Origin of the sequence: Dyadobacter bucti (assembly GCF_005869225.1) — a bacterium.
GTDB classification, from domain to species: domain Bacteria; phylum Bacteroidota; class Bacteroidia; order Cytophagales; family Spirosomataceae; genus Dyadobacter; species Dyadobacter bucti.
The window spans coordinates 158857-181544 of the sequence record NZ_SWFP01000010.1 but is presented as its reverse complement, the minus strand read 5'-3'; the positions used below and the strand labels follow the sequence as shown (position 1 = coordinate 181544).

The 22688-nt window shown below is 45.8% G+C and carries 21 protein-coding genes and 1 other RNA gene; 6 read left to right on the top strand and 16 right to left on the bottom strand.

The window, feature by feature from the left end; genetic code table 11:
- Positions 1-3: 3 nt before the first annotated feature.
- From trmD to fabG, 10 genes are all read right to left on the bottom strand, one after another.
- Positions 4-678, bottom strand: a complete 675-nt coding sequence (gene trmD / locus FBF61_RS28120) for a tRNA (guanosine(37)-N1)-methyltransferase TrmD (RefSeq protein WP_138483749.1) — start codon at positions 676-678, stop codon at positions 4-6.
- Positions 668-1234, bottom strand: coding sequence for a ribosome maturation factor RimM (gene rimM / locus FBF61_RS28115; RefSeq protein ID WP_138483747.1), 567 nt, complete (start codon positions 1232-1234; stop codon positions 668-670). Before rimM ends, trmD begins: the two co-directional genes overlap by 11 nt.
- Positions 1235-1321: 87 nt before the next feature.
- Positions 1322-1885, bottom strand: a complete 564-nt coding sequence (locus FBF61_RS28110) for a 30S ribosomal protein S16 (protein WP_138483745.1) — start codon at positions 1883-1885, stop codon at positions 1322-1324.
- 140 nt (positions 1886-2025) lie between these two features.
- Positions 2026-3450 carry an OmpA family protein gene (locus FBF61_RS28105; RefSeq protein ID WP_229215259.1) on the bottom strand — a complete coding sequence of 475 codons (1425 nt, stop codon included), beginning with the start codon at positions 3448-3450 and terminating at the stop codon, positions 2026-2028.
- Between the two features lie 153 nt (positions 3451-3603).
- Positions 3604-4019, bottom strand: an RNA gene (gene rnpB / locus FBF61_RS28100) — RNase P RNA component class A.
- Positions 4020-4127: 108 nt separating this feature from the next.
- Positions 4128-5468, bottom strand: a complete 1341-nt coding sequence (locus FBF61_RS28095) for a DUF4403 family protein (RefSeq protein WP_138483741.1) — start codon at positions 5466-5468, stop codon at positions 4128-4130.
- 94 nt (positions 5469-5562) lie between these two features.
- Positions 5563-6546: a Smr/MutS family protein gene (locus tag FBF61_RS28090; RefSeq protein ID WP_138483739.1), complete on the bottom strand. Its 984-nt coding sequence runs from the start codon at positions 6544-6546 to the stop codon at positions 5563-5565.
- A gap of 61 nt (positions 6547-6607) precedes the next feature.
- On the bottom strand, positions 6608-7612 hold the full coding sequence (locus FBF61_RS28085; RefSeq protein ID WP_229215258.1) for a DUF2279 domain-containing protein: 1005 nt from the start codon (positions 7610-7612) through the stop codon (positions 6608-6610).
- A complete protein-coding gene (locus FBF61_RS28080; RefSeq protein ID WP_138483737.1) occupies positions 7599-9674 on the bottom strand; it encodes a VWA domain-containing protein in 2076 nt (691 codons plus the stop codon). The genes FBF61_RS28085 and FBF61_RS28080 overlap by 14 nt, the downstream gene beginning before the upstream one ends.
- Before the next feature lie 75 nt (positions 9675-9749).
- Positions 9750-10496: a 3-oxoacyl-[acyl-carrier-protein] reductase gene (gene fabG, locus FBF61_RS28075; protein WP_138483735.1), complete on the bottom strand. Its 747-nt coding sequence runs from the start codon at positions 10494-10496 to the stop codon at positions 9750-9752.
- A 154-nt stretch (positions 10497-10650) separates the two neighbouring features.
- On the opposite strand from fabG, the gene yiaA reads away from it, so the two are divergent.
- Both yiaA and FBF61_RS28065 read left to right on the top strand, forming a co-directional pair.
- The gene (gene yiaA / locus FBF61_RS28070; protein WP_138483732.1) at positions 10651-11067 is read left to right on the top strand and encodes an inner membrane protein YiaA; all 417 of its coding nucleotides are present in this window, start codon (positions 10651-10653) and stop codon (positions 11065-11067) included.
- 106 nt (positions 11068-11173) lie between these two features.
- Positions 11174-11887, top strand: a complete 714-nt coding sequence (locus FBF61_RS28065; RefSeq protein ID WP_138483730.1) for an SDR family oxidoreductase — start codon at positions 11174-11176, stop codon at positions 11885-11887.
- Between the two features lie 80 nt (positions 11888-11967).
- Here FBF61_RS28065 and FBF61_RS28060 read toward each other — a convergent pair whose 3' ends face one another.
- The 4 genes from FBF61_RS28060 to FBF61_RS28045 all read right to left on the bottom strand — a co-directional run bounded on the left by FBF61_RS28060 (position 11968) and on the right by FBF61_RS28045 (position 15554).
- Positions 11968-13038 (bottom strand): hypothetical protein, encoded by a 1071-nt coding sequence (locus FBF61_RS28060; protein ID WP_138483728.1) that lies wholly within the window; start codon positions 13036-13038, stop codon positions 11968-11970.
- Positions 13035-13673, bottom strand: a complete 639-nt coding sequence (locus FBF61_RS28055) for an ABC transporter ATP-binding protein (protein WP_138483726.1) — start codon at positions 13671-13673, stop codon at positions 13035-13037. Before FBF61_RS28055 ends, FBF61_RS28060 begins: the two co-directional genes overlap by 4 nt.
- A gap of 34 nt (positions 13674-13707) precedes the next feature.
- Entirely contained in the window at positions 13708-14601 is an 894-nt protein-coding gene (locus FBF61_RS28050) for a hypothetical protein (protein WP_138483724.1), read from the bottom strand.
- A gap of 68 nt (positions 14602-14669) precedes the next feature.
- Entirely contained in the window at positions 14670-15554 is an 885-nt protein-coding gene (locus FBF61_RS28045) for a hypothetical protein (RefSeq protein ID WP_138483722.1), read from the bottom strand.
- Positions 15555-15750: 196 nt separating this feature from the next.
- On the opposite strand from FBF61_RS28045, the gene FBF61_RS28040 reads away from it, so the two are divergent.
- From FBF61_RS28040 to FBF61_RS28025, 4 genes are all read left to right on the top strand, one after another.
- On the top strand, positions 15751-16575 hold the full coding sequence (locus FBF61_RS28040; RefSeq protein ID WP_138483720.1) for a sterol desaturase family protein: 825 nt from the start codon (positions 15751-15753) through the stop codon (positions 16573-16575).
- Between the two features lie 252 nt (positions 16576-16827).
- Complete coding sequence (locus FBF61_RS28035) at positions 16828-17859, top strand: isoaspartyl peptidase/L-asparaginase family protein (RefSeq protein WP_138483718.1); 1032 nt, start codon at positions 16828-16830, stop codon at positions 17857-17859.
- Positions 17860-18156: 297 nt separating this feature from the next.
- The gene (locus FBF61_RS28030) at positions 18157-19581 is read left to right on the top strand and encodes an alpha-L-fucosidase (RefSeq protein ID WP_138483716.1); all 1425 of its coding nucleotides are present in this window, start codon (positions 18157-18159) and stop codon (positions 19579-19581) included.
- A gap of 99 nt (positions 19582-19680) precedes the next feature.
- Complete coding sequence (locus tag FBF61_RS28025) at positions 19681-21141, top strand: alpha-L-fucosidase (protein ID WP_138483714.1); 1461 nt, start codon at positions 19681-19683, stop codon at positions 21139-21141.
- Between the two features lie 61 nt (positions 21142-21202).
- Here FBF61_RS28025 and FBF61_RS28020 read toward each other — a convergent pair whose 3' ends face one another.
- Together FBF61_RS28020 and FBF61_RS34740 are read right to left on the bottom strand one after the other, a co-directional pair.
- Positions 21203-22372, bottom strand: coding sequence for a LacI family DNA-binding transcriptional regulator (locus FBF61_RS28020; RefSeq protein WP_138483712.1), 1170 nt, complete (start codon positions 22370-22372; stop codon positions 21203-21205).
- A 57-nt stretch (positions 22373-22429) separates the two neighbouring features.
- Positions 22430-22588, bottom strand: coding sequence for a hypothetical protein (locus FBF61_RS34740; RefSeq protein ID WP_166444623.1), 159 nt, complete (start codon positions 22586-22588; stop codon positions 22430-22432).
- Between the last annotated feature and the right edge of the window lie 100 nt (positions 22589-22688).

Genomic DNA, 22688 nt, shown 5'->3' with positions numbered 1-22688 from the left:
TCACTATTGCAAAAGATCCGGTCTCCTACTCTTTGTTCTGAGCAGGGATTGTTCATGTCTCCAGTCTTCAATTTTCGCTTCATGTCCGGATAATAGTATTTCCGGCACTTTATTTCCTTCAAAATCTGCCGGACGGGTATATACTGGCGGGGCCAAGAGATTGTCTTGAAAAGAATCCGTCAATGCGGAAGTTTCGTCATTCAGCACACCGGGCAGCAGTCGAATGATCGCGTCGGAAAGTACTGCTGCCGCAAGCTCCCCACCAGATAGTACATAATCGCCAATACTTACCTCCTTGGTAACAAACATATCCCTCACCCGCTGATCTACACCTTTGTAGTGCCCGCAAAGCATAATGATATTCCCAAGCAACGATAGCTGGTTGACCATTTTCTGTTGCATTTGCTCACCATCAGGCGTAAGGTAAATCACCTCATCGTAACTACGTTCGCTCGTAAGAGCACGGATGCAGCGGGCAATCGGCTCGACCTGGAGTACCATACCCGCGCCACCTCCAAAAGCATAGTCGTCAATAGTCCGGTGTTTATTGACAGCATAATCTCTGATATCATGAATCACAACTTCGACGAATCCACCCTGTTGCGCGCGTTTCAAAATAGAATGTGCAAAAAAGCTGTCCAGCAAATTAGGGACACAGGAAATAATATCAATCCGCATCGTCAGGGGTGTTATCTGCGTCGGTAGAATTATCCAAGTATACTTCCAGAAGTCCTTCTGGTAAATTCACGAGCAAAACCTTGTTTTCTTTATCAGCTTTTAAAACTATATCCTCCGCAGTGGGAATAAGTACTTCGCAGCCCTGATAATCCATTGCAATCAGATCCTGACCATTCAGGGAATAAACTTCCCTTACAACTCCCAGCTCTCCTTTTGTCTGATCATTAACCGTATAACCTTTGATTTCATGGTAATAAAAAGCCTCCCCACCCAACTCTTCCAGTTCATCCAGCGAAAGATAAAGCGCGCTGCCTACAAGTGCCTGAGCCTTTTCAATAGTGTTCACATCCTCAAAGCTCACAATCGCGTTGCTTTGCTTCTGTAGGTTGATGTTTTCGATAAAATAAGGAACCAGTTCGCCTTTTATTTCGACGTAAACAGAGTCAAGCTCGTCATAATCTTCGGGATAATCGACATCCAGAAATATCACCACATTCCCGGTTGTTCCATGGGTCCGGACGATGTAACCCAGCAAATAACAGTTATCCTGTGTCACTTTTACAGAATTAAATTGATTAGTATAAAACAGTATGAGTCTGCACGGAATACCGACAGACTCATAAAAAATGTATTTTGAACTGAATTACTCAGCAGTTTCTTCCGCCGGTGCATCTGTTGCAGCAGCCTCTTCGGCTGGTGCTTCCTCAGAAACCTCGTCAGTAACCTCAGCAGGCACTTCTTCCGCAGGAGGCGTATTTTTCTTAGCGATAGCTTCCGCCCGAGTCTGATTAACTTTACGTTCAGCGTCAAGTTTGGCTTGCTTGTCAGCATCTTTCTTCTGAGACAATGAATCGGCCGCAGTCGCTTTACGATCTGTTTTAGATTCCTTCCACTCGTCAAAACGCGCATCCGCTACTTCCTGAGTGATTGCTCCTTTGTTAACACCAACCTGCAAGTGCTTGCGCAACATTACACCCTCGTGTTGCAAGATTGAACGGGCTGTATCTGTTGGCTGTGCACCTTTCAGAAGCCAGTCAACTGCTTTTGCTGATTCCAAAACGATGGAAGCAGGGTTTGTACCAGGGTTGTAAATACCCAATTTTTCGATGAAGCGACCATCACGTGGTGCTCTGGCATCTGCGACAACGATATCATATATCGCTTTCTTTTTGCGTCCACGACGCGCTAATCTAATTTTAACTGCCATTATAGAATTTGTTATGGTCGGGAACTCGTCCCTTGATTAAACAGGGTGCAAAGGTAAGTCAAATTATTGGTTTTACTCAACATTCACCCACAAAAAAGGGAGACAATTACTTGCCTCCCTTTCCAGTTCACTCGTAACTACTAGCGGCGGAAACCAGCCGGGTAACTAGAACGTATTGTGTTATTAGGTAAGATCTTGATCTCAACGCGACGGTTTGATTGCAGACCTTCAACAGTAGTATTTTCAGCGATCGGACGATACTCACCATAATATTCTGCAATGATACGGCTAGGATCTGTAAGACCTGCACGTACAAGGAACCTCTTAGCTGCATCAACACGACGACGTGAAAGTGCTACGTTATAGCTGTCAGAAGCACGTGCATCCGTGTGACCAACCAGAACAATACGGCAATTGGTACGCATGTTCAACAGTTCAACCACTTTGCTTAAAGTTTCCTTCGAAGGATTACGGATAATTGCCTTGTCAGTATCGAATTCTATGTTGCTGAACAAAGCTTCGCACTCATCTTTGGGCAGGTTATTTTTGATGGCATCTCTGATGATTTTATCCAGATCCATCGCAACTCCACCACCGGAAACAACACTACCAGCAGGCGTATTTGCTTCTTTATCGAAAAGATCAGCTACACCATCACCGTCCGAATCTGTGTACAAACGTGGATCAACAGGCTTTGGCATATTTGCTTTTGCTATTGAATCCGCATCATCCATAGTTGGATTGTAAGGGACAGGGATCAAAGACTGAGGATTTGCCCAACGCAGGTGATAGCGTCCGCTTCCTGCATCGTATACACCTTTTTTAGCTCTTACTGCATTCTTACCAAGCTTGTAGGTTAATGCTATGGAAGCCATTCCCCATCCGTCATTTTTAGACTCACCTTTTGCAAAAGTCCAGATACCCTGTTGTGATTGGTAGTCACTAAGACCACCCACAGTCGCATCCATTTTCTCAGTATTAACGTAGTTGTAAGTAAAATCAAGACCAAGATCGAAGCGTGGAGTCAACTCATAGTGAACTGCCAAACCTGCCGGTACAACCCATTCCCTTGTGTATGTAGATCCGTTGCGTTCCCACTCACCAGAGGTTTTGGAGCTACCATCCGTGTTGGTTGACACCTTCCATTCAGTTCCAAAGAACGGACTTTCAGGATTTGTATTGGTAGCAGTTAAATCAGTATGGTAGTAAATAATACCACCTCCCAGGTGAGCATCTACCTTCCATCTTCTCAATTTTTTGTATCCGAAAAGAAGGCGGTTAAGGTTCATTGTACCATCAAGGGTAACCTGAACGAAAGATGGGCTATTGAAGAAAACATCGTAGGTGTTTCCGCTCAAGCTGCTGTAATGGCCTTGTTTGGATCCCTGAAGCTGTCCGTTAAATCCTGTTAACTGAATACCGAAAATCGGCGATAATTGTTTATTTACCGACAGTCCCCAGCCTCCCGTTAGCTTTTCGTTTTGACCTAGTTTGAAATCATACTCTTTGATATCTCCGAAAAATTTGGTGATACCACCATATCCTGTGATTGACCATGTATTCATCTTGTTTGGCCCTTCGTAGGTACGGTTTTGAGCAAAGGTGTCAAGGCTCAAAAGAAATAAACAAATAAAAGCAACGTAAAGATTCTTTTTCTTCATGGGAAACACCAGTTATGTGATTCAAATATTCACTATTTATTAAACTCTAAAATCAGAAAAAAAGATAAGCCTGTAAGCCGGATTCTGTATCCGTTCTGTCGATTTGACTCAACGAACGGCTCCTATCATTTATCCAGGATCCCGGTCACCCGGAACCTCTAACGATCTACCCGTGTTGACGCTCCGGTTAGGGAACGGGAGCGAGTAACTCCGCAAATCAACACCTATTTGATCTTTCAGCCCGTAAGGTTTACCCTGCCTCTATGGTCACCCAGAGAGCGGTGGTCTCTTACTCCACCATTTCACCCTTACCTCAACATATAAAAAACATGCCAAGGCGGTATAATTTCTGTGGCACTTGCTGTCAGCAGATCGTCTCCAGTCTGCTGCCTTCCCGTTAGGAAGTACGGTACTCTATGCTGCCCGGACTTTCCTCCCCGGCCAAAGGCCGCGGCGATAGGACGGCTTATTCCTTTCCTCTGCGCACAAAGCTAAGAAATACTTTCTTTCGATCAGCAGTCAATATACTATAAAAAGTAAAAAAAAATGGCAGACATACTGTTTATTGTACCAAATTTGTTTTAGAAACCCTTAGTTCCGTCCACTCTCAAATTCACCTTCCCATGGGCGAATACAACCGAATAAAGGTGTTTCGGAGTCAAATAAACCTTATCCGGAGTGATATCGGAAAGCGTTCCTTTCAGAATGACCCCATCAGTTACTTTATAATTGTTCAGGGCACTTTGGATCGTTTTCTTAGCCTCATTGATCTGATCGCCGACAGGAAATACCATTTTTCTCTCCATCATCCGGCTAAACTGCCCCTGAAGTAGCCAACCTGCAGTACGAACAATGGAATTTTTGGTATCAAGGTCATAATCCAGGCCCTTTAGTGAAAGCCTTCTGGTATCAGGGTCGTAATACGGAACACCCTTGAGATAAATACTCCCTTCAATACTGCCGGTCAAACCAGCTTTGATAACCAGTCTGTCGTTTTGCCCATACATTTCAACATTGTTCACCTGAACATTGTACTTACCTCCCAAAAAGGCAAAGTTCTCCCCCGCAAATTTTGTCGTTGCCAGTCGGGCCGCGTCTTCATAGGACACCAGACTGATCAGCCCAACCTTGAATTCTTCCACCACTTTATCGACAATCTTCAGATCAGGAAGCTTGTAAACTGCCGGTACCACGGGTTTCGTCGCGGATGTAATCGTCTGAGTATAACCTTGTATACCTATTACCGATCGCAGAATATTATTCTTGGCCAGCAGAGGCGTCATTACAATACCGGTGGGCACTACAACAAGCCAGGTATCGTATTCTTTTGCCAGCATCACCGGCTGACGAGCAATGTTCCAAGCCAGTTCGGCGTTCTTTTTCAGTTCAACATTATTGGCTACCTGGTCGTCGATCGCCTCCGTTATTTTATCAAAATTCTTGTTAAGCAGCCGGCTTGCCATACTTTTAATCGGTATGTTAATACCAGCTACCTTTATATTAGGTTCTGTGATCCAGTCATAGCTATCTACATAGGTATCTGATTTAAGCTGCCAGTTGGATGAGATCCCTATTTTCGAAATCAACCTTATCTTGATCGAAAATTCTGTGTCCTTGTAACCAGACATGGTTATTCCCAGCGGACTGACTTTATAACCTGCGCTAACCCAGATCTTTAACGGTACTTCAAATAAGAATGACGAGTCAATCGCAACCACGCGGATCGGGCTGATCTTCCAAACCTTCGCTTTCAGGTTGTCATTGTTATCGTCCTCATAGCTGTTATCATCGTAAATCAATCCCTTGATCTTCGCATTGATCTGGTTTTCAAGTTCCTTGATTGGAATTTCCACGGGAACATTTAATACCGATAAATGTTTTTCGTTCTGAATCTCTTTGTCGGAATACTTGTATTCTTCCATAGGCGCTTTGGGAGAGGTACTTTTTGAGCGGCACTGCCATAATCCCGGTGCCAGAATGATTAAAACCCATAGACATAAAAGTCTGCCAGGGAGGTTACTTAATTTTAACAAGGGTTGCACCGTATCCGAATTTTTCCTTTTGAGCGTCTTTATAATATTCAACATGCTGATTTTTACCCAACCGACGGTGCAGTTCGCTTCGCAGCACTCCGCTGCCCGTACCATGAATAAAAGTAATTTCCTCCATTCCGTTTGCAATTGCCAGTTCCAGGTTACTCTCAAATGCAGCAAGTTGTGTTTTCAGGATGGCATCGTTGGAGAGCCCGGAGTTTTTCGCGGTTAATTTTTCAATGTGCAGATCCACAACCTGCTGCGGTTTTTCAACCACGATTGCCTGCTTGTCGCCTCCGCCCATCATACTCATTTTCAAATCGTTTGAAAGGTTCTCTGAAACAACAATTTCCTCTTTTTTCAGACTTTCTTCATCCAGCTGGTATACAAAGGCCTCTTTGTTGATCACTGGCGCCTTTCCCTTATTTTTATAAAAAGACTGGGCTCGGCATTTGATCCGTTTGGCAAGAGCTTGCGGTAGCGTATAATTCCCATCCCTGAAATAGAGCATTTTGAATTCAAAAACGGGCCATGCCTCAAAATCCTTCATCTGCAGTTCAGTCAACTTCTGGGAAGTCCGTGGCAACAGTACCCCGGCGGCCAGCCCGGTACTCACATTTTCCTGTATTGCAATGGCAGTAAAGGGCAGTGTCCAGTCTGAATTATTGATTAGGTGTAAGGTTAAGGCCCTGTCATTCACAGACACAAATGCCATATAAATACCTTTCTCAGCAAATGCAGCTGGTCTGGAAGCAATCACGTCACTTTGAACCCCGATCTTTTTTGAGTCCGAAGATTTGACCAGGCGTTGTGATTCGACAGGCGATATGGTCACAATTTCATTTCTAAGCACCGGAATCCGGAATCCGTCTTCAATTTCTATCTCAACTATATTTCCCGGCAAAAAAGCATAAATAACCCCTTCTTCCCGGCCATGTACTAGTCTTACCTTATCCCCTATATTCATGTTTGTCAAATTAAACTTGTATCCACGATCAGCACATTACCTGTACTTTTCCTTTCTGTTATTAAAAATAAAAAGGCTTGAAATCAACCCCTTTCCTGCTTATCTGTAACGCCGGCGCTGGTATCTTGATGGAATTGGCAACGAAACCTAAAGTACGAACAAATTTACTCCGGGTTTTGATCTTAGTGAGGTCAATGTCCAGTGAAAGATAGTACTGCCGGTAAGGTCGGTAGCCCAGCTCAATACTTTTTTCAGTTTCCGCTGAAACCATATCCTGAATTCCGTAACCAACTGAAAAACATAACCATGCAGGCCAGTTGCCATTTCTGAAAAATGATCTGGGACTAGCTGAAAACCAGTAAGTTTGCCCATTATAATCTTTAAGCCATCGTTCATACTTGGTGTTTCCCAGCAACTCCGGCCGCACCTTCGATAAGGAGGTATAATGAAATGAAAATTTTGGCTGGATGCGCACTTCGTCCCAAAGCGCAATTTGCCCGAGAAAAATTACCGATCCCGTAATATTCGCCACCATATCCCCTGTTGAAAACCCGTAGTCGGGCGAAAATCCGTCCAGGATTTCAATAGGCGTTTGAAATATAATCCCTGAGATCGCCCCATAAACAAGCATCTGCCTTTTCGAAATACCCGTTTTTTTGTAAATCGCGGCGGTATGCCGGGCTATCTGGTACGATGTGTAAACGTGCCCCATTTTGTCCATTTGAAGCCACTCGTGTGTATCGTCCTTAAAGCTGAAATTGGTGAGGCGATTTTTATACCACGACTTACTCAGCCCGTACATGGTGCCCAGGTACAAAGCCGACTGGGCTGCGAAAATGCCGCGGAGCATCTTGTAATTGGGGCGGACTTCATGTGTTGTGTCAGCAAGGGCAACGACCTGAGTAGTGTCGGTTTGGGCGGATGCGGGCGTAATATGTATGCAGATCAGTAAGCAGGAAACCGACAAGTTTTTAAAAACTTTTACGCGAAATCGCAGGTTCCGGAAGATATATTTAAACAAAGCCTTGAACTCATTGCCAAACGGCGCATTACTAATATCCGCCATGGTACTTTCTTAGCCCCCATTCCGAACCCATCAATACGATCAACAGGAAAAACAGCCATTTAAGGTGGATCAGTTCGACCATTTCTTCACTGCTGTCAAGGCGGTCCGAGGGACGGTTACTCTTTAAATTATCAACAAAATCTGCCAGTGACGCTGGTGGTATGAAAGTCCCGCCCGAGCGCCCGGCCAGTTCTCTCAGCATTCCAAAATCGGCTGTGGTATTGCTCAGTTCCAAATCCAAATTTCTGATCACAAACTGGCCCGTTACACGCTCCTGACCGCTGCGCAGGGACGTGGACGCGGCATAGCGGTAAACTCCATCGGTGAGGCCGCTGATGCTGAACCGGGGATTCTCTTTTGAATGGGTGTAAGAAAATTGCCTGGTTTTACCCTTCTCATCAGTTACGTCCAGCTTTACTTCCTGCCCGAAAATCGGTTCGTAGATATCATTGTAAATTTCAGTTTGAAACACCACCTGCTCGCCTGCTTCAAATTCGTTTCTCACAGGATACACCCGGAATTTACGTTTGTCTTCCCGTACAGAAAGCACCTGTATCAGCTTCTGAAATAAGTTGTCAACCACCTCCTGTTTGCCTGTCAGCGCAAATTCTTCCTGTCTCCACTGCCATATCCCCTCTCCCGCAAGAACTGCCGTTTTTTGATCCCCACCTGTATTCAGCACTAAAAGTGGTTTATTGGTATTCAGCGTGCCCACTTTTTGGAATAATATCGTTTCGGTGCCCGAGGAAATATTGTATTCACCGAATGGCACCGATAGTGGCGGCAGGCGTTCGAGGATTTTCAGGCTTTCCGGATCAAAATTCAGCTGCTGAAACGCAGGATTGAAACGGGCTGTAACCTTATCCGTCTGATTATTAGACGCAGCAATGGCCAGCGACCGGTTGAGCGAGCTCGCCAGAGGTACGGCCGACTGATTTCCAAGAATATAAAAAACAGGTGTTCTTAAATCAATGAATTTGCGAACGAGCGAATTACCCATCCCCAGAACATTGGGTATCTGGTGCAGGATGACCAGATCATAAGGCTTGGAAAACACAGGAGGGACACTCGAAATCGAAAGAATATTGATGTCCAGCTCGTAATTGTCGTTGGCCTCGATCAGGCTCCGGATGCTTTTGATATCAGGATGCGGGGCCAATGCCATAAGAAGGATCTTTTGCCTGCCATCTATAATATCAATATAAACATCCTTTTTATTGTTCCTGATCGATGTTTCCCCGGATACCGCCCCCAGTTCCAGGGTATAATGCTGGACACCTTTCTGGTTTGATGATGCCTTAAAATCGAAGGATTTGAAATAGGATTGTCCGTCGATCACGACATTCTGGCTGGAAATCACCCTTCCGTTCTGTTTCAGGGTAATGGTTGTGGATTTACCGGCCAGGCCGTTTGCCACTATTTCCGCACGGACCGGAAATTCATTGCCCAGATAGGCGATACGGTTATTGATCACATCCTTGATCCTGATATCCAGATCTGGAACGGTATCCCCTACCGCGATTGTGTTCACTTTGAAGGGAAAACGATTGTAAGAAGGTGATATTCCCTGATTGACAATCCCGTCCGAAAGCAGGATAACATCTGTAAGATTACGACCTTCAAAATTGCTTTTTACCGTTTGCAAAAGGCCTGAAAGATCTGTTTTATTCTGGTCAAAACGGATAGAATCCGGAACGGAAGCTTTACCATTTTTATCCAAGGTCTGTACACTTACCTCAAAACCAGCCGATTCGAGTGATGCAGAGGCATCTGCAATTTGTTTCAGCAAAGGTTGACCATAATTCTTGACAGACTCTGAATTATCAATGGCAAAAACGACTTTCGCTTTGTCAACGGAGGTTTCAGTTTTACGCACGAGCGGGCTTAGCAGCAAAAAACAGATCAGAGAAACGACCAGGCCCCTGAAAAACGCAAGCAGGTAATTCAATTTTTTCCCCCATGAAGCTACCGGCTGATACAGGAAATATGCGTAGGCGCCTCCCGCAACCAGACAGAAAATAATAAACCAGTAAGGAGTTTGGAAAATAAGCTCGGACCGCATGTGTTAAAATATCGATAGCTGGCAGCGTTACAATATACAACGAAACTGCCAGCTATCCACTAACGAAGAAAACGACTAGGTTAACATACCACCATCGACCTGAATAACCTGGCCGGTGATATAACGGGACAAATCAGAAGCCAGAAATACGCACGCATCTGCAACTTCTTCCGGCTGCCCTCCCCTTTTCATAGGTATAGACTGCTTCCAGTCCTCAACAGCTTTAGCATCCACGGCATCAGTCATTTCGGTTTCGATAAATCCTGGCGCAACAGCATTGGACCGGATATTACGTGAACCCAGTTCCAACGCAATGGATTTGGTAAAACCAATGATCCCGGCTTTGGACGCCGCATAATTGGATTGTCCGGCATTTCCACGGATACCTACTACCGACGTGATATTGATGATCGAGCCGCTTTTCGCGCGGATCATGCTTTTCGTTGCTGCTTTGGTAAGATTAAAAACAGATTTCAGGTTAATGTTGATGACAGTATCCCATTGCTCCTCGCTCATACGCATCAGTAGGCCATCGCGTGTAACACCGGCATTGTTGATCAGCACATCCAGGCGTCCGAAATCGGCGATCACGTCCGTTACAAGCTGGTCGGCTGCCTGAAAATCGGAAGCATCCGAGCGGTAACCTTTGGCTTTCACACCGAAACTTTCCAGTTCCTTGGCCAATGCCTCACCTTTTTCAACACTGGACAAATAGGTAAATGCAACATCAGCACCCTCCTGGGCCAGACGCAAAGCAATAGATCGACCTATGCCACGGGATGCTCCGGTTACGAGGGCGACTTTATTTTCTACTATTTTCATAAAAGGGATTAAAATCTGTCAAATGGATCTACCGGCAAAAATAGGTTATTGACAACAGATGGGCAAAAAAGAGTTATGCATAAACTTTAATGTGACCTCCGCACGATTTGAACGTATTGAAAGAAATATTTTTCATTCAATACAAAACAGAAAAATGGGTACGTCAAATTCTCAAACAACATCCGGCGCATTTATAGCCGCCTCCTGGATCGCATTAGGAACTGGTATGCTAGGATACATTGTCGGGTTATGGAGATCCGAAATGTTGCTGAGCGAAAAGGGTTACTACTTTACTGTACTCATGTACGGTCTTTTCGCCGCTATATCTGTTCAAAAAAGTGTCAGGGACAGGCTGGAAGGCATTATGGTTACCAATCTTTATTACGGGATCAGCTGGATTTCAACCCTCTTATCCATCGTGCTCCTGGCCGTCGGGCTCTGGAATGCAGCACTTTTGCCGAGTGAAAAGGGCTTTTATGCTTTTGCGTTTCTGCTGAGCACATTCGGCGCCATTGCCGTCCAGAAAAATACACGCGATACACAGAACGACGACCGGATCAATGACAGATAATCCGGCAAAAGGTTTTTATGAGGCATAAAATTCTGTTTTTTTAAAACCTTCCGCTTCCCGCTGCTGTTAACTTGGTTCAGCATATTTTTTATTTAGCATCATACAAATGGCAGAATCAATTAAAACAGCCCTTATCACGGGCGGGTCAAAAGGAATAGGTTACGGGATAGCCGAGGTACTGATCGGCGAGGGAATTTATGTGGCTGTCACTAGCCGGTCCCAGGAAAGTGCAGATCAGGCGGCGGCTTCCCTTAATAAAATAAGGGAAGGTTTTGCAATCGGCTTGGAGTCTGACGTCAGAAATCTGGAGTCTCAGCAGAGAGCGGTCGCTACGGTATTGGGAAAATGGGGCAGACTGGATTACCTCATCGCAAACGCGGGAGTAGGTCACTTCGCTCCCATTCAGGATCTGACGGCGGAACAGTGGCAGGAAACGATCGATATTAATTTAACAGGCGTATTTTTCAGCGCAAAGGCCTCTCTGGCCGCCCTGACCGACACAAAGGGTTATTTTATTACCATATCGAGCCTTGCCGGCACCAATTTCTTCCCGAACGGAACTGCTTACAATGCAAGCAAATTCGGACTGGTAGGTTTTTCGCAGGCCATGATGATGGATGTAAGAAATGCGGGCATTAAGGTTTCCACGATTATGCCGGGATCTGTCGCTACCGAATTCAGCAACCATCAGCCTTCTGAAAAAGATGCCTGGAAAATTCAGCCGGAAGACATCGGCCAGATTGTTTCGGATCTGATCAAAATGCCGGCACGGACGCTCCCGAGCAAGGTAGAAGTAAGGCCATCAATGCCTCCGAAGTAGATTTGTCATATCACAAAAGCGACGGATATCTCCTTTATTCAAGGCGGGGTATCCGTCGTTTTGTGATACCGGCTCACACATCAGACCCGATACCATTTCGGAAAAATGTAAAGTGCAAAAATGAATATGCAGGCTGCAATCAGCAGCAAGGGGATTTTATACAAAATCAACAATGTCAGCCCGACAAAACCAAACAGAACGGTTTGAATGGAGTCTTCAAGCGACTGGCTTCTTCTATAAAAAAACACGTGGACAAAAGACAGTACCGCCAGCCCCAGCGTATACAATTGCAAGACTTCGTAAAAAGTAAGGGCACCGTTACGGACTGCCACCAGTGTCTCCGGCAAAATAATGATCGCGTGTATTGAAATTATCCTCCCCAATCGCCTCAGACCGGAAACCGGCAGCGACCGGCCCCAGAGCCACACGTCGCTTTCCCACCTATAGAGCTCATAGGATATGCCAATGTTCAGTAAATACGCCAGCGACAATCCGACTGCCGGCAGACGCAGATCATAGGTATCGGTTAAATAATACAGCAATGTGCACACAGCGACCAGAACAGAACCCAGCTTTCCGGCCAGCAGCGTCACACCTTTCTCTCTGAAAAGCCACTCAAGTGACCAGTAAATCCAGGAATTTTTTCGTGGAAAAGGCCATTTTATCCAGCTCCTGCCTTCCCTTGCCACAAAGAGTTGCGGATTTCGAATCCTCCATTCTGCCCCGGAAACGATTATAAGGATGAGGAAGAAATAAAAAAACGGAACAGCCCGGAGACGATACATTGCTTTATCCTGCACGGCAATGGAAACCAGGTAAACGCCGTAGTACAATATGGGTTGCAAAAACCCGATTGCAAGCATCGCAAACCGATAGGCTCTTTTATACAAAGGCCAGATCCGGACATGATAAATAAAAGCATAGTCGGGCTGCTTCCAGAGATTACTCACGAACTGCAGGCTCAATAAAGTATAACAAAGCCAGATCGCAAAAAGGTAAAGCATTCCGTAGGAGCCTGTCAGAAAAAACAGCGCGAAAGCCCTGTGTTCAGCTCCGCTCAGAAATCCAAAAAGCATACCCATTAACACAAAAAACATCCCCGCTCTCTGCCTGAAAAACTCGGAGACCGTCGAAAGCATCAGCATTTTCATAGCGCGGGGATGCTGACAAGCGTTTTGTTTCTGAGTGCAAAGGTCTGCGACACAGCCAGACCTTCCTGTTGGAACGTCTGGTGGGAGGAAAGCAGGAAAGTTACCCCGGATTGATGGTACGATTTGATGAGTCCAAACAAGGCAGCCCGGGCATCCTGATCTATTGTTATAAGGGGTTCGTCCAGAATAATCACCGACGGGTTTCCCAGGAACGAAATTGCGAGGGAAACCTTCTTAACCATCCCGCTGGAACAACTGCCGAACGGATTTTTCAGGTAATTGATACCGAAGGCGTCGATAAGCATATCGGCCTGGCCGGCAGGACTTCGTTTAGCTTCCGCCACAAAGGCCACCAGGTCGGCCGGTGTGAGAAATGAGGGATACAGCGGTTCGGCCTCTCCGAGGTTTAGCCGTAACCTGTATTCCACAGGGTCTGCTTTTAAATCATATTTACCATCCAGAACGATATTCCCCTGGTAAGGGAGCATGCCTGAAATCGTCCTGAAAAGCGTTGACTTTCCAGCGCCGTTCTCCCCCTGAATCCAGTAAATACCGGAATTAACCTGCCAAGATGGAACGGATAAAATTTCCAGATCGCCATACCGCTGATGAAGGTCCCGAATTGCCAGAGCCATGGATGTAAAAAGAAAATTGATGATGTAACACGCGTCATTTTTCGGGATCAATACCGAATTCGTCCCTTAAACATTGCAGGGCCACAGACTCTTCATATTTGTAAAGGTCTTTATTAAACATGGCATCGTGCCCTGCGTTTTTCAAGCTCACCCAACTGTGTGTGGCGTAGGGATCGTAGTCAAAATTGGCAAAAGTGTGTCCGGCATTGCTGACATCCGAAAACCAGGCTACCCCGGTATCCAGCTTGTTATGCACGCCAATTGGAGTAGCCTTTCCAAAAGGTGCTGTCGCCGGCCGCGCTTTTTTCATATTGATCATCGCCACGTATTCATTGAGCCGGCATTCCGGCAACGGCCACGGCACATCCTTCTCGATCACATTTTCATATAAATGGCTCCTGGATCCCGGAAATTTTGCCGTAAGCTCCATAATGCCCTTATAGTCGGGTTTGTATGAAGTATAGCTGTTTCCATCACAAACGGATGCCGAAAATGCCGGGCAGTTCCAGCACTGGCCTATTTTCCCGATCCCCGTATGCCCGTTGATATTTTCCAGATACTGACCAACAAGGTCGCCGGAAAAGTAGACGTCGTTATGGAGCAGCAGCAAGAAATCCTTATCGGTTTTTTCCCAGGCATACTGGTACCGGATCGCCTGCCGGTAAGGCCTCAGTTTCTGCAGCGGCTTACTAACCTTGTTATACCAAAACCAGAAATATGGTCTGTAGTATACCATTCTGCTCCCCAGCTGACAAAAAATAAACTGAAAATTGGTAGGTTCCGGTTGTCTTTTTTCTTCGACGAAGTAAACTTTATCGATCCATTCACCCGAATGTTTTAATAGTGTGAAAAGTGTGACAGCGGTTTGATAAGGTTTTCCATAAGCGGAAATAGCAACATCAACGCTCGCTTTTTTAGAAGTATTCATGAAATTCAAGAGTGTATAGTCTGTTATTTCTGTAAAGGTAAGCGATGAATTTATCTTCCGGCCTAGTCTCAAGGAACAAAACCAAATTCATCTTTCAGGCATTGCAGAGCAACTGCCTCCTCATGTCGGTACAAATCTTTATCAAACAGCGCCGCATGACCGGCATTTTTAAGGCTTACCCAACTATGGATAGCAAAAGGATCGTAGTCAAAGTTGGCAAAAGTATGTCCTGCGTTGTTGAGGTCTGCAAACCATTCCACGCCTATATCAATCACATTTAACACACCAAACGGAGCTGCCTTGCCCAGAGGGACAGTCGCATTCCTTGCCTTAGACATGTTAATCAAAGCCACGTATTCGTTGAGTCGGCATTCGGGCAGCGGCCAGGGCCGGGCAGGGTCTATAAATTCTTTGTAAATATCGCTTCGCGCACCGGGATATTTGGCAGACAGTTCCAGCACGTCGTCATATTGCGGACGGAATTGGGTATAGCTGTCGCCATCGCAAACATTTGCTGAAAACGCCGGGCAGTTCCAGCACTGCCCTATTTTCCCGATTCCGGTATGATCACCGATACCTTTTAAATATTCCCCTACAAGATCTCCCGTAAAATACATATCGTTATGCATGATCAGCAGATAATCCTTATCCGTTTTTTCCCAGGCATACTGATAGCGGATAGACTGACGGTACGGCCTGAACATCTGAAGGGTTTTACTTACCCGGCTTACCCAAAACCAGAAATATGGCTTGTAGTAAATAACTCTGTCACCCAATTTCTCTGTGATAAATTTAAAATCTACCGATTCAGGCTGTTTTTTTTCTTCAACAAAATAAATTTTGTCGATCCATTCACCGGAATGTTTTAATAATGTCAAAAGCGACACAGCGGTTTGATAGGGTTTTCCGTAAGCAACAACAGCGACATCGACACTAGCTTTTTGGGAAATCATGCTCAAAAATTGTAGAAGGTATTCAACTTTCAAAACCAGCCAAAATTATTCTTTTCGTCATGAACATTATCCAGCCTGGTAAAAATTATTATTTTCTTTGTCAGAACCACCACCGAATAAAAGCCTCGGAAAACGAAAGTAAATTTCAAAAAAGTTTATTTTTGTAGAACACTGCAACTACTTAACAATCTGGATCATGCAGGTACTGATTGACTATTTCGAACACATTCCCTCAGCCCACAGAAGCGCGATTCTGATCGGAGGAATCATGTTTTTCTGGTTGATCGAGGATGGCTGGCCGCTTTTCAGGTTTTCATATAATAAGTGGCGGCATGCGGGTATCAATGTCTTCTTTACACTGACTACCATAATTGTCAACTTCATGCTTGCCTTTGTACTGGTCGCCACCAGCGACTGGGCAGTCATCAACAAATTCGGCATTCTTCAGTGGGTCCAGCTTCCGCTTTGGGTGCAGGCTATTGGAGGGCTGTTGCTGCTCGATTTTGTGGGTGCCTGGTTGGCGCACTTTGTTCAGCATAAAACAAAATGGATGTGGCGTTTTCACATTATTCACCACTCCGACCAGCATGTAGATACCACTACCGCCAACAGGCATCATCCCGGCGAAAGTGTTATCCGGTTTGTCTTTACGACCTTCGCAATATTGATAGCAGGTGCCCCGATGTGGCTGGTTTTTCTGTACCAGTCCTCTTCAGTAGTACTGTCTCAATTTAACCACGCCAACATCGTACTACCCGGCCAGCTGGACGCGTTTCTGCGTATCCTGATCGTAACCCCCAATATGCATCATGTTCACCATCATTATGTGCAGCCCTATACGGATTCCAATTATGGAAACATCTTTTCCGTCTGGGACCGTATTTTCGGCACCATGCAAACGATAGACCAGAAAAGCATTATTTACGGAATTGATACGCATTTGAAACCCGAGGAAAACAGCCGGATCAACAATCTCCTCCTGATTCCTTTCCAGCGTTACAGAAAACCTGTTCAAAAATAGCCGTGCCGGATTTTGACATATATAACTGTTTTCCAGCAATTCCATATTTTATTTAGCCGTGTTAGCAGGTTGCCGTATTAAATATTGAATAAAACAGTTAAACTAAATTTTGCTACTTCATTGGCATCTAATCCTGCGACCGGTATATTTGAAAAAAAATTAAAATATCTCACACCTATATTTTAAAAAATTATTAAATATCCACAGACAGTACCTCATCTTTAAATTCACCAAAACCTGATATACACTTCGATGACCTCCAACCGTCGCTCCTTCCTTCGCTTTTCAGCACTGGCATTGCCTTTCGCCCCGGCCACGAAACTTTTCGGCAAAACTGCCGTCAACAAGCCGATCATCGTCTCCACCTGGGACAGTGGTCAGATTGCGAATGGCGCTGCATGGCCGGTTCTGGAAAAAGGCGGTAAAGCACTGGATGCTGTCGAACAGGCGGCAATAGCGATTGAAAATGATATCAACTGCTGCGTGGGCCTTGGCGGGAATCCCGACCGCGACGGACATGTGACGCTTGACGCATGCATTATGGATGAAAAGGCGAACTGCGGTGCTGTTGCGTTTTTAGAACGGATCAAACACCCGATCTCCGTCGCCCGAAAACTGATGGAAACGACCCCTCATGTTTTTCTGGTTGGTGAAGGTGCACAGCAATTTGCTTTGGCAAACGGTTTTAAACTGGAATCCGCCAAGCTATCACCCGATGCGGAAAAGTCATATAAACAATGGCTGAAAAAAGCAGAGTATAAACCTGTCATTAACATTGAACACCAGCAATCACACCCCAAAGGACATGGCCCCTTCGCCCCCTCACGGCTGGAAGACGGCTCGTTTAACCATGACACCATGGGTACAATTGCGCTGGACGCCAGCGGAGACCTTTCCGGTATGTGCACCACCAGCGGTATGGGCTTCAAAATGCGTGGCAGGGTTGGCGATTCCCCCATTATCGGCGCGGGATTGTTTGTGGACAATGAAGTGGGCGCAGCAACCTCTTCGGGACAGGGTGAAGAAGTGATCCGGGTTTGCGGCACCCACCTTGTAGTCGAGTTGATGCGTTCCGGGCTTACACCTGCCGAGGCATGTAAAAAAGCGATCGAACGCATTGTGAAGCCCAATCCCGAACGCGCCAAAACTTTCCAGGTCGGCTTCATTGCCATCAACAAACAAGGTGAAGTAGGCGCATATTCTGTGCAGAAAGGCTTTAACTATACCGTCACCGAAAAGGGCGGAAAAGGAAAGGTGTTTAATGCGGAGAGTTATTTCTCGTGATTTGGAGGAAGGAAGGTAGGTAGGTAGAATGGGACGATGGAGGAATGGAGGAACGGGAGGAACCAGATGTACGTAGCACCCACCCAAGCCTGAAAGGCTCCCATACCTCAGCCCCGAGGCACCGCCCGGGGCGAACGAGAGAGATTAAATTTAGAAGCAAAAGGAAAAATAAAAGGTCCAAAAAATAGCCTGAAAGGCTAAAATACCTCTGCCCCGAGGCACCGCCCGGGGCGAACGAGAGAGATTAAATTTAGAAGCAAAAGGAAAGAAAAAATTTTAAGTTTTTACCATAAAATAATGAAATTCAAAACGATCAAAAGCCTGTTATTGGCAGGCTTACTTTTTGCGGGAAGTCTGCATGCGCAGCAGCATTCGGAACAGGACCATTCCAAATATGTAGCGCCTACGGACCCGTTAGTTCAACAAAAACTCAGCAAATGGCAGGACGTTAAATTCGGGCTGCTGATGCACTGGGGCACGTATAGCCAGTGGGGTATTGTAGAGTCGTGGTCGCTTTGCCCGGAAGACGAAGGCTGGTGTGAAAGAAGAGGCCCTCACTCCCACGATTGGTATGAATACAAAAAAGCCTACGAGGAAATCCCTAAAACTTTCAATCCCGTGAAATTTAACCCTGAAAGATGGGCCCAGGCAGCGAAAAACGCCGGGATGAAATACGTGGTTTTTACAACCAAGCATCACGACGGTTTTGCCATGTTCGACTCCAAATACACCGATTACAAAATCACCAATACTCCTTTCAAATCCAACCCGAAAGCCAATGTAACCAAGGAGGTATTGTCGGCTTTCCGGAACCAGGGATTTATGACCGGCACCTACTTTTCCAAACCCGACTGGCATACCGAACACTACTGGTGGCCATATTTCCCGCCAAAAGACCGTAACGTATCTTATGACCCCAAGAAACGTCCTGAACTTTGGAACAAATTCAAGGATTTCACCTACAACCAGATCGAAGAGTTAATGTCTGATTACGGATCGGTCGATATCCTTTGGCTTGACGGGGGCTGGATCCGCCCTTTCAGTACCATTGATCCCAATATCAGCTGGCAAAAAACAATACCATACGACCAGGATATCGATATGGCGCGGATTGCAAAAATGGCCCGGTCACACCAGCCGGGATTGCTGGTCGTCGACCGTACTGTGACCGGCGAGTTTGAGAACTATGTAACACCCGAGCAGCAGATTCCTGATCATTATATGTCCATTCCCTGGGAATCCTGCATGACCATGGGCGATTCTTGGTCTTACATCCCGAAGGAGAATTTCAAATCCACTCAAAAACTGGTACATACCCTGGTTGATATCGTGGCAAAAGGCGGAAACCTGCTGCTGAATGTGGCACCCGGCCCGGATGGCGAATGGCACGAAGAAGCCTATCAGCGTCTTGAAGAAATCGGAAAATGGATGACTATCAATAGTATCGGCATTTACGAAACAAAACCTTTGGCACCCTATCGCAGCGGCAAATGGGCATACACAAAAAAAGGCACCACTACATACGCGTTCTATCTGGCCGATGCCGGTGAAAATCTGCCCGCCAGCCTGAAACCGGAAGGTCTGAGCCTACCGGCGAATGCCAGCATTACCCTTGCCGGCAACAAAAAAGCATTGCGTTTAAAAGACGGAACAATCTCAATTCCTCCTAAAACTATAACCGAAACAGGGCAACAACCGGCTTATTTGTTTGTTATCAATTAGATGGTGGCAGAGAAAAATGCTAAATCCGCGAAACGATTAGAAATTATCGCAAAGTCCCTTTATTTTTAAACCCACTTAGCAAATATCTTAATGCACTACATGTATAAATTACTAGCATTCGTTTTGCTTTTCGGCAATTATGCATTTGCTCAATCCCCTCCCAAATCGTACGGCGCGTTGCCAGCTCCCAGACAGATTGCCTGGCACGGCATAGAAGTGTACGGACTTATTCATTTCACGCCCACGACATTCGAAAATAAAGAATGGGGGTTTGGGGATGCTGATCCAAAAACATTTAATCCGTCTTCATTTAACGCAGAGCAGATCGTCCTGGCTGCCAAAGCGGGTGGACTGAAAGGCATTGTCCTGGTTGCAAAACACCATGATGGTTTCGCACTATGGCCAACAAAAACGACAGATTATAATATTTCCAAAAGTCCTTTCCGAGATGGAAAAGGGGATCTTGTAAAGGAGGTAGCGGACGCTGCGCGAAAACACGGGTTGAAATTCGGCGTGTACTGTTCTCCCTGGGACCGCAACAATGCGAAGTACGGAACTTCGGAATATCTTGCTATTTACCGCGAGCAGCTCCGCGAACTTTACACAAACTATGGCGAACTGTTTATGTCGTGGCATGACGGCGCAAATGGTGGTGACGGCTATTATGGGGGCGCCCGTGAAAAACGGTCTATCGACAACACAACTTACTACCAATGGGACTCTACCTGGACAAACCTGACCCGCAAATTACAGCCTACTGCCAATATTTTCAGCGACATTGGCTGGGACGTACGCTGGGCGGGAAATGAAGATGGATCCGTTGACGAAACTTCTTGGGCAACCCTCACCCCGAAACCGTCCGAAGGTAAAAATGTAGCGGTACCTGGTCAGGCCAATGCAACTGAAAACCCTGGCGGAACAAGGAACGGGAAATTCTGGATCCCGGCTGAATGCGACGTTCCCCTACGTAAGGGATGGTTTTATCACGCTGATGAAAAACCTAAAACACCTGAGAAACTTTTTGATCTGTACCTGAAAAGCGTTGGCCGCGGTGCAGCACTTGACCTGGGCCTTGCGCCGGATACCCGCGGACTGCTGCATGACGATGATGTGGCAGCACTAAAAGCATTTGGTGATCACGTAAAACAAACATTTGCCACAAACCTGATCGCAAGAGCCGGTTCAAAGGCAGTTAATGTGAGAGGTTATAATTCCATATACAGTGCGAAAAATATCCTTGACGGTAAACCCGAGACTTATTGGGCAACAGATGACGATTTCAAAACACCCGAAGTAACAGTGGATCTGAGCCAGCCAATTACCTTTGATATCATATCACTTCAGGAGTTTATCAAACTGGGACAGCGCATCGAAGAATTTGCTGTTGATACCTGGGAAGGAAACGCCTGGAAAGAAATTCATAAAGGAACAAGCGTAGGCGCGAAAAGGATCGTAAAATTGAAGGTACCGGTCACTACACAAAAAGTAAGACTGAGAATTACCAAATCCCCCGTCAGCGTCGCAATCAGCGAGTTTGGACTGTATAAGGACTCGGAATAATACCTTGCCACGGATACACGGATTTGCACGAATCAATTGGTGTAAATCCGTGTATCCGTGGCTATACCAAACCATTCCGCCTAGAAGACCCCCGCACGATCAGTTCCGTGTTCAATATCTTTTTCTGATGCAGGTCAAGATCCTCCGACTCTACCAATTGCAGGATCCACTCAGCGGTGGTTTTACCGATCAGTTGGGTCGGTTGCCGGATCGTAGTAAGGCCTGAGCCTATATAGGTAGAAATAGAATCGTCGCTGAAACCCACCACACCCAGCTCCTCTGGAATCCGGATCCCTTTTTCCTTCGCAAGAAGCATGATTTCTATCGCCGACGGATCGTTAAACGCGAATATGGCGTCAGGCTTGTTCGTTAATTCCAGCAGATGGTTTGCATATACCTTAGCCTGTTGCGGAGAGCGTATGCCATCCACCACCATAGTCTCCTCAATCACCTTCCCGTGTTTCTCCATTGCTGCCCGGTACCCTCTCAACCGCTCCTGGCTCACCAGCAAATTCAGCGGACCGCCCAGGTGGGCTATACGATGATAGCCGTTAAATATCAAATGCTCGACTGCCCAGAACGCAGCTTCAAAATCATTGACCACCACCTTCGGACTTACCACCTTATCGGACACCCTGTTGAACATGATCATAGGAATCCCTCTTTTTTCAAAGGTAATAAGATGGTCAAAATTATTGGTTTCCTGCGTGACCGATATCAGCAGCCCATCGATGCGGTTGGCCAGCATGGCATGTGTATTCGCCACTTCGGTCTGATACGATTCATTGGATTGCATGATCGTCAGGTTATAACCTGCGGCTGTCAGCACCTCATGTGCTCCGACAATGACGCTGGGAAAAAATGAGTTATGAAATTCGGGTACGATCATACCGATGGTGTTCGTACTGCTTTTCACAAGATTATACGCGAGCTGATTGGGCTGGTAATCCAGCTGGATCGCCATGTTTAACACAGCCTGCCTCGTTTCCGGACTGATATCCGCATGCCCGTGCAGCGCGCGTGAAACAGTTGAGTTCGAAACACCCAGGGATTTCGCAATATCGATGATCGTCGTTTGGTGCCTTCTGCTCTTTCTCCCCGGCGTGAGTGCGTCAGTTTCCCTCAATGTAAAAAAGTATGTACAGGACTTACAGACATACCGCTGCTTTCCTCGTATATACCCGGCCTTCATAATCATGCTTACATCATTGCACTTGGGACAACTTATCATTTCGTTTTTTGTATTATTTCAATTCAGCCTTTTTCAAATACAAGAAAAGCCATTTTTTCACCCAAAATCTAATTTACAAATTTTTTCAAATAAATCATCCGCATAATCATATATCGGTAACGTATTCGCAAACGTTACCGATACTTTTTGCGTTAATTCGGGAATAAATAGCCCTAAAAGCATCTTGATTTCGATCAAGCCTACTTTTATATTCATACAAAATCACGTTTTGGGGACGATTTGGCACTACTAAAAAACAAAAAATCAAAATGGCTCTTCACTTAAAACTTGATATTTATTTGTATTATTCCAATTT

Coding starts and splice junctions, on each gene's coding strand:
- trmD (WP_138483749.1), bottom strand. CDS start 678: ATGCGGATTGATATTATTTCCTGTGTCCCTAATTTGCTGGACAGCTTT.
- FBF61_RS28110 (WP_138483745.1), bottom strand. CDS start 1,885: ATGGCAGTTAAAATTAGATTAGCGCGTCGTGGACGCAAAAAGAAAGCG.
- FBF61_RS28105 (WP_229215259.1), bottom strand. CDS start 3,450: ATGAATACATGGTCAATCACAGGATATGGTGGTATCACCAAATTTTTC.
- FBF61_RS28095 (WP_138483741.1), bottom strand. CDS start 5,468: ATGGAAGAATACAAGTATTCCGACAAAGAGATTCAGAACGAAAAACAT.
- FBF61_RS28090 (WP_138483739.1), bottom strand. CDS start 6,546: ATGAATATAGGGGATAAGGTAAGACTAGTACATGGCCGGGAAGAAGGG.
- FBF61_RS28085 (WP_229215258.1), bottom strand. CDS start 7,612: ATGGCGGATATTAGTAATGCGCCGTTTGGCAATGAGTTCAAGGCTTTG.
- FBF61_RS28080 (WP_138483737.1), bottom strand. CDS start 9,674: ATGCGGTCCGAGCTTATTTTCCAAACTCCTTACTGGTTTATTATTTTC.
- fabG (WP_138483735.1), bottom strand. CDS start 10,496: ATGAAAATAGTAGAAAATAAAGTCGCCCTCGTAACCGGAGCATCCCGT.
- yiaA (WP_138483732.1), top strand. CDS start 10,651: ATGGGTACGTCAAATTCTCAAACAACATCCGGCGCATTTATAGCCGCC.
- FBF61_RS28065 (WP_138483730.1), top strand. CDS start 11,174: ATGGCAGAATCAATTAAAACAGCCCTTATCACGGGCGGGTCAAAAGGA.
- FBF61_RS28060 (WP_138483728.1), bottom strand. CDS start 13,038: ATGAAAATGCTGATGCTTTCGACGGTCTCCGAGTTTTTCAGGCAGAGA.
- FBF61_RS28055 (WP_138483726.1), bottom strand. CDS start 13,673: ATGGCTCTGGCAATTCGGGACCTTCATCAGCGGTATGGCGATCTGGAA.
- FBF61_RS28050 (WP_138483724.1), bottom strand. CDS start 14,601: ATGAATACTTCTAAAAAAGCGAGCGTTGATGTTGCTATTTCCGCTTAT.
- FBF61_RS28045 (WP_138483722.1), bottom strand. CDS start 15,554: ATGATTTCCCAAAAAGCTAGTGTCGATGTCGCTGTTGTTGCTTACGGA.
- FBF61_RS28040 (WP_138483720.1), top strand. CDS start 15,751: ATGCAGGTACTGATTGACTATTTCGAACACATTCCCTCAGCCCACAGA.
- FBF61_RS28035 (WP_138483718.1), top strand. CDS start 16,828: ATGACCTCCAACCGTCGCTCCTTCCTTCGCTTTTCAGCACTGGCATTG.
- FBF61_RS28030 (WP_138483716.1), top strand. CDS start 18,157: ATGAAATTCAAAACGATCAAAAGCCTGTTATTGGCAGGCTTACTTTTT.
- FBF61_RS28025 (WP_138483714.1), top strand. CDS start 19,681: ATGTATAAATTACTAGCATTCGTTTTGCTTTTCGGCAATTATGCATTT.
- FBF61_RS28020 (WP_138483712.1), bottom strand. CDS start 22,372: ATGATAAGTTGTCCCAAGTGCAATGATGTAAGCATGATTATGAAGGCC.
- FBF61_RS34740 (WP_166444623.1), bottom strand. CDS start 22,588: ATGAATATAAAAGTAGGCTTGATCGAAATCAAGATGCTTTTAGGGCTA.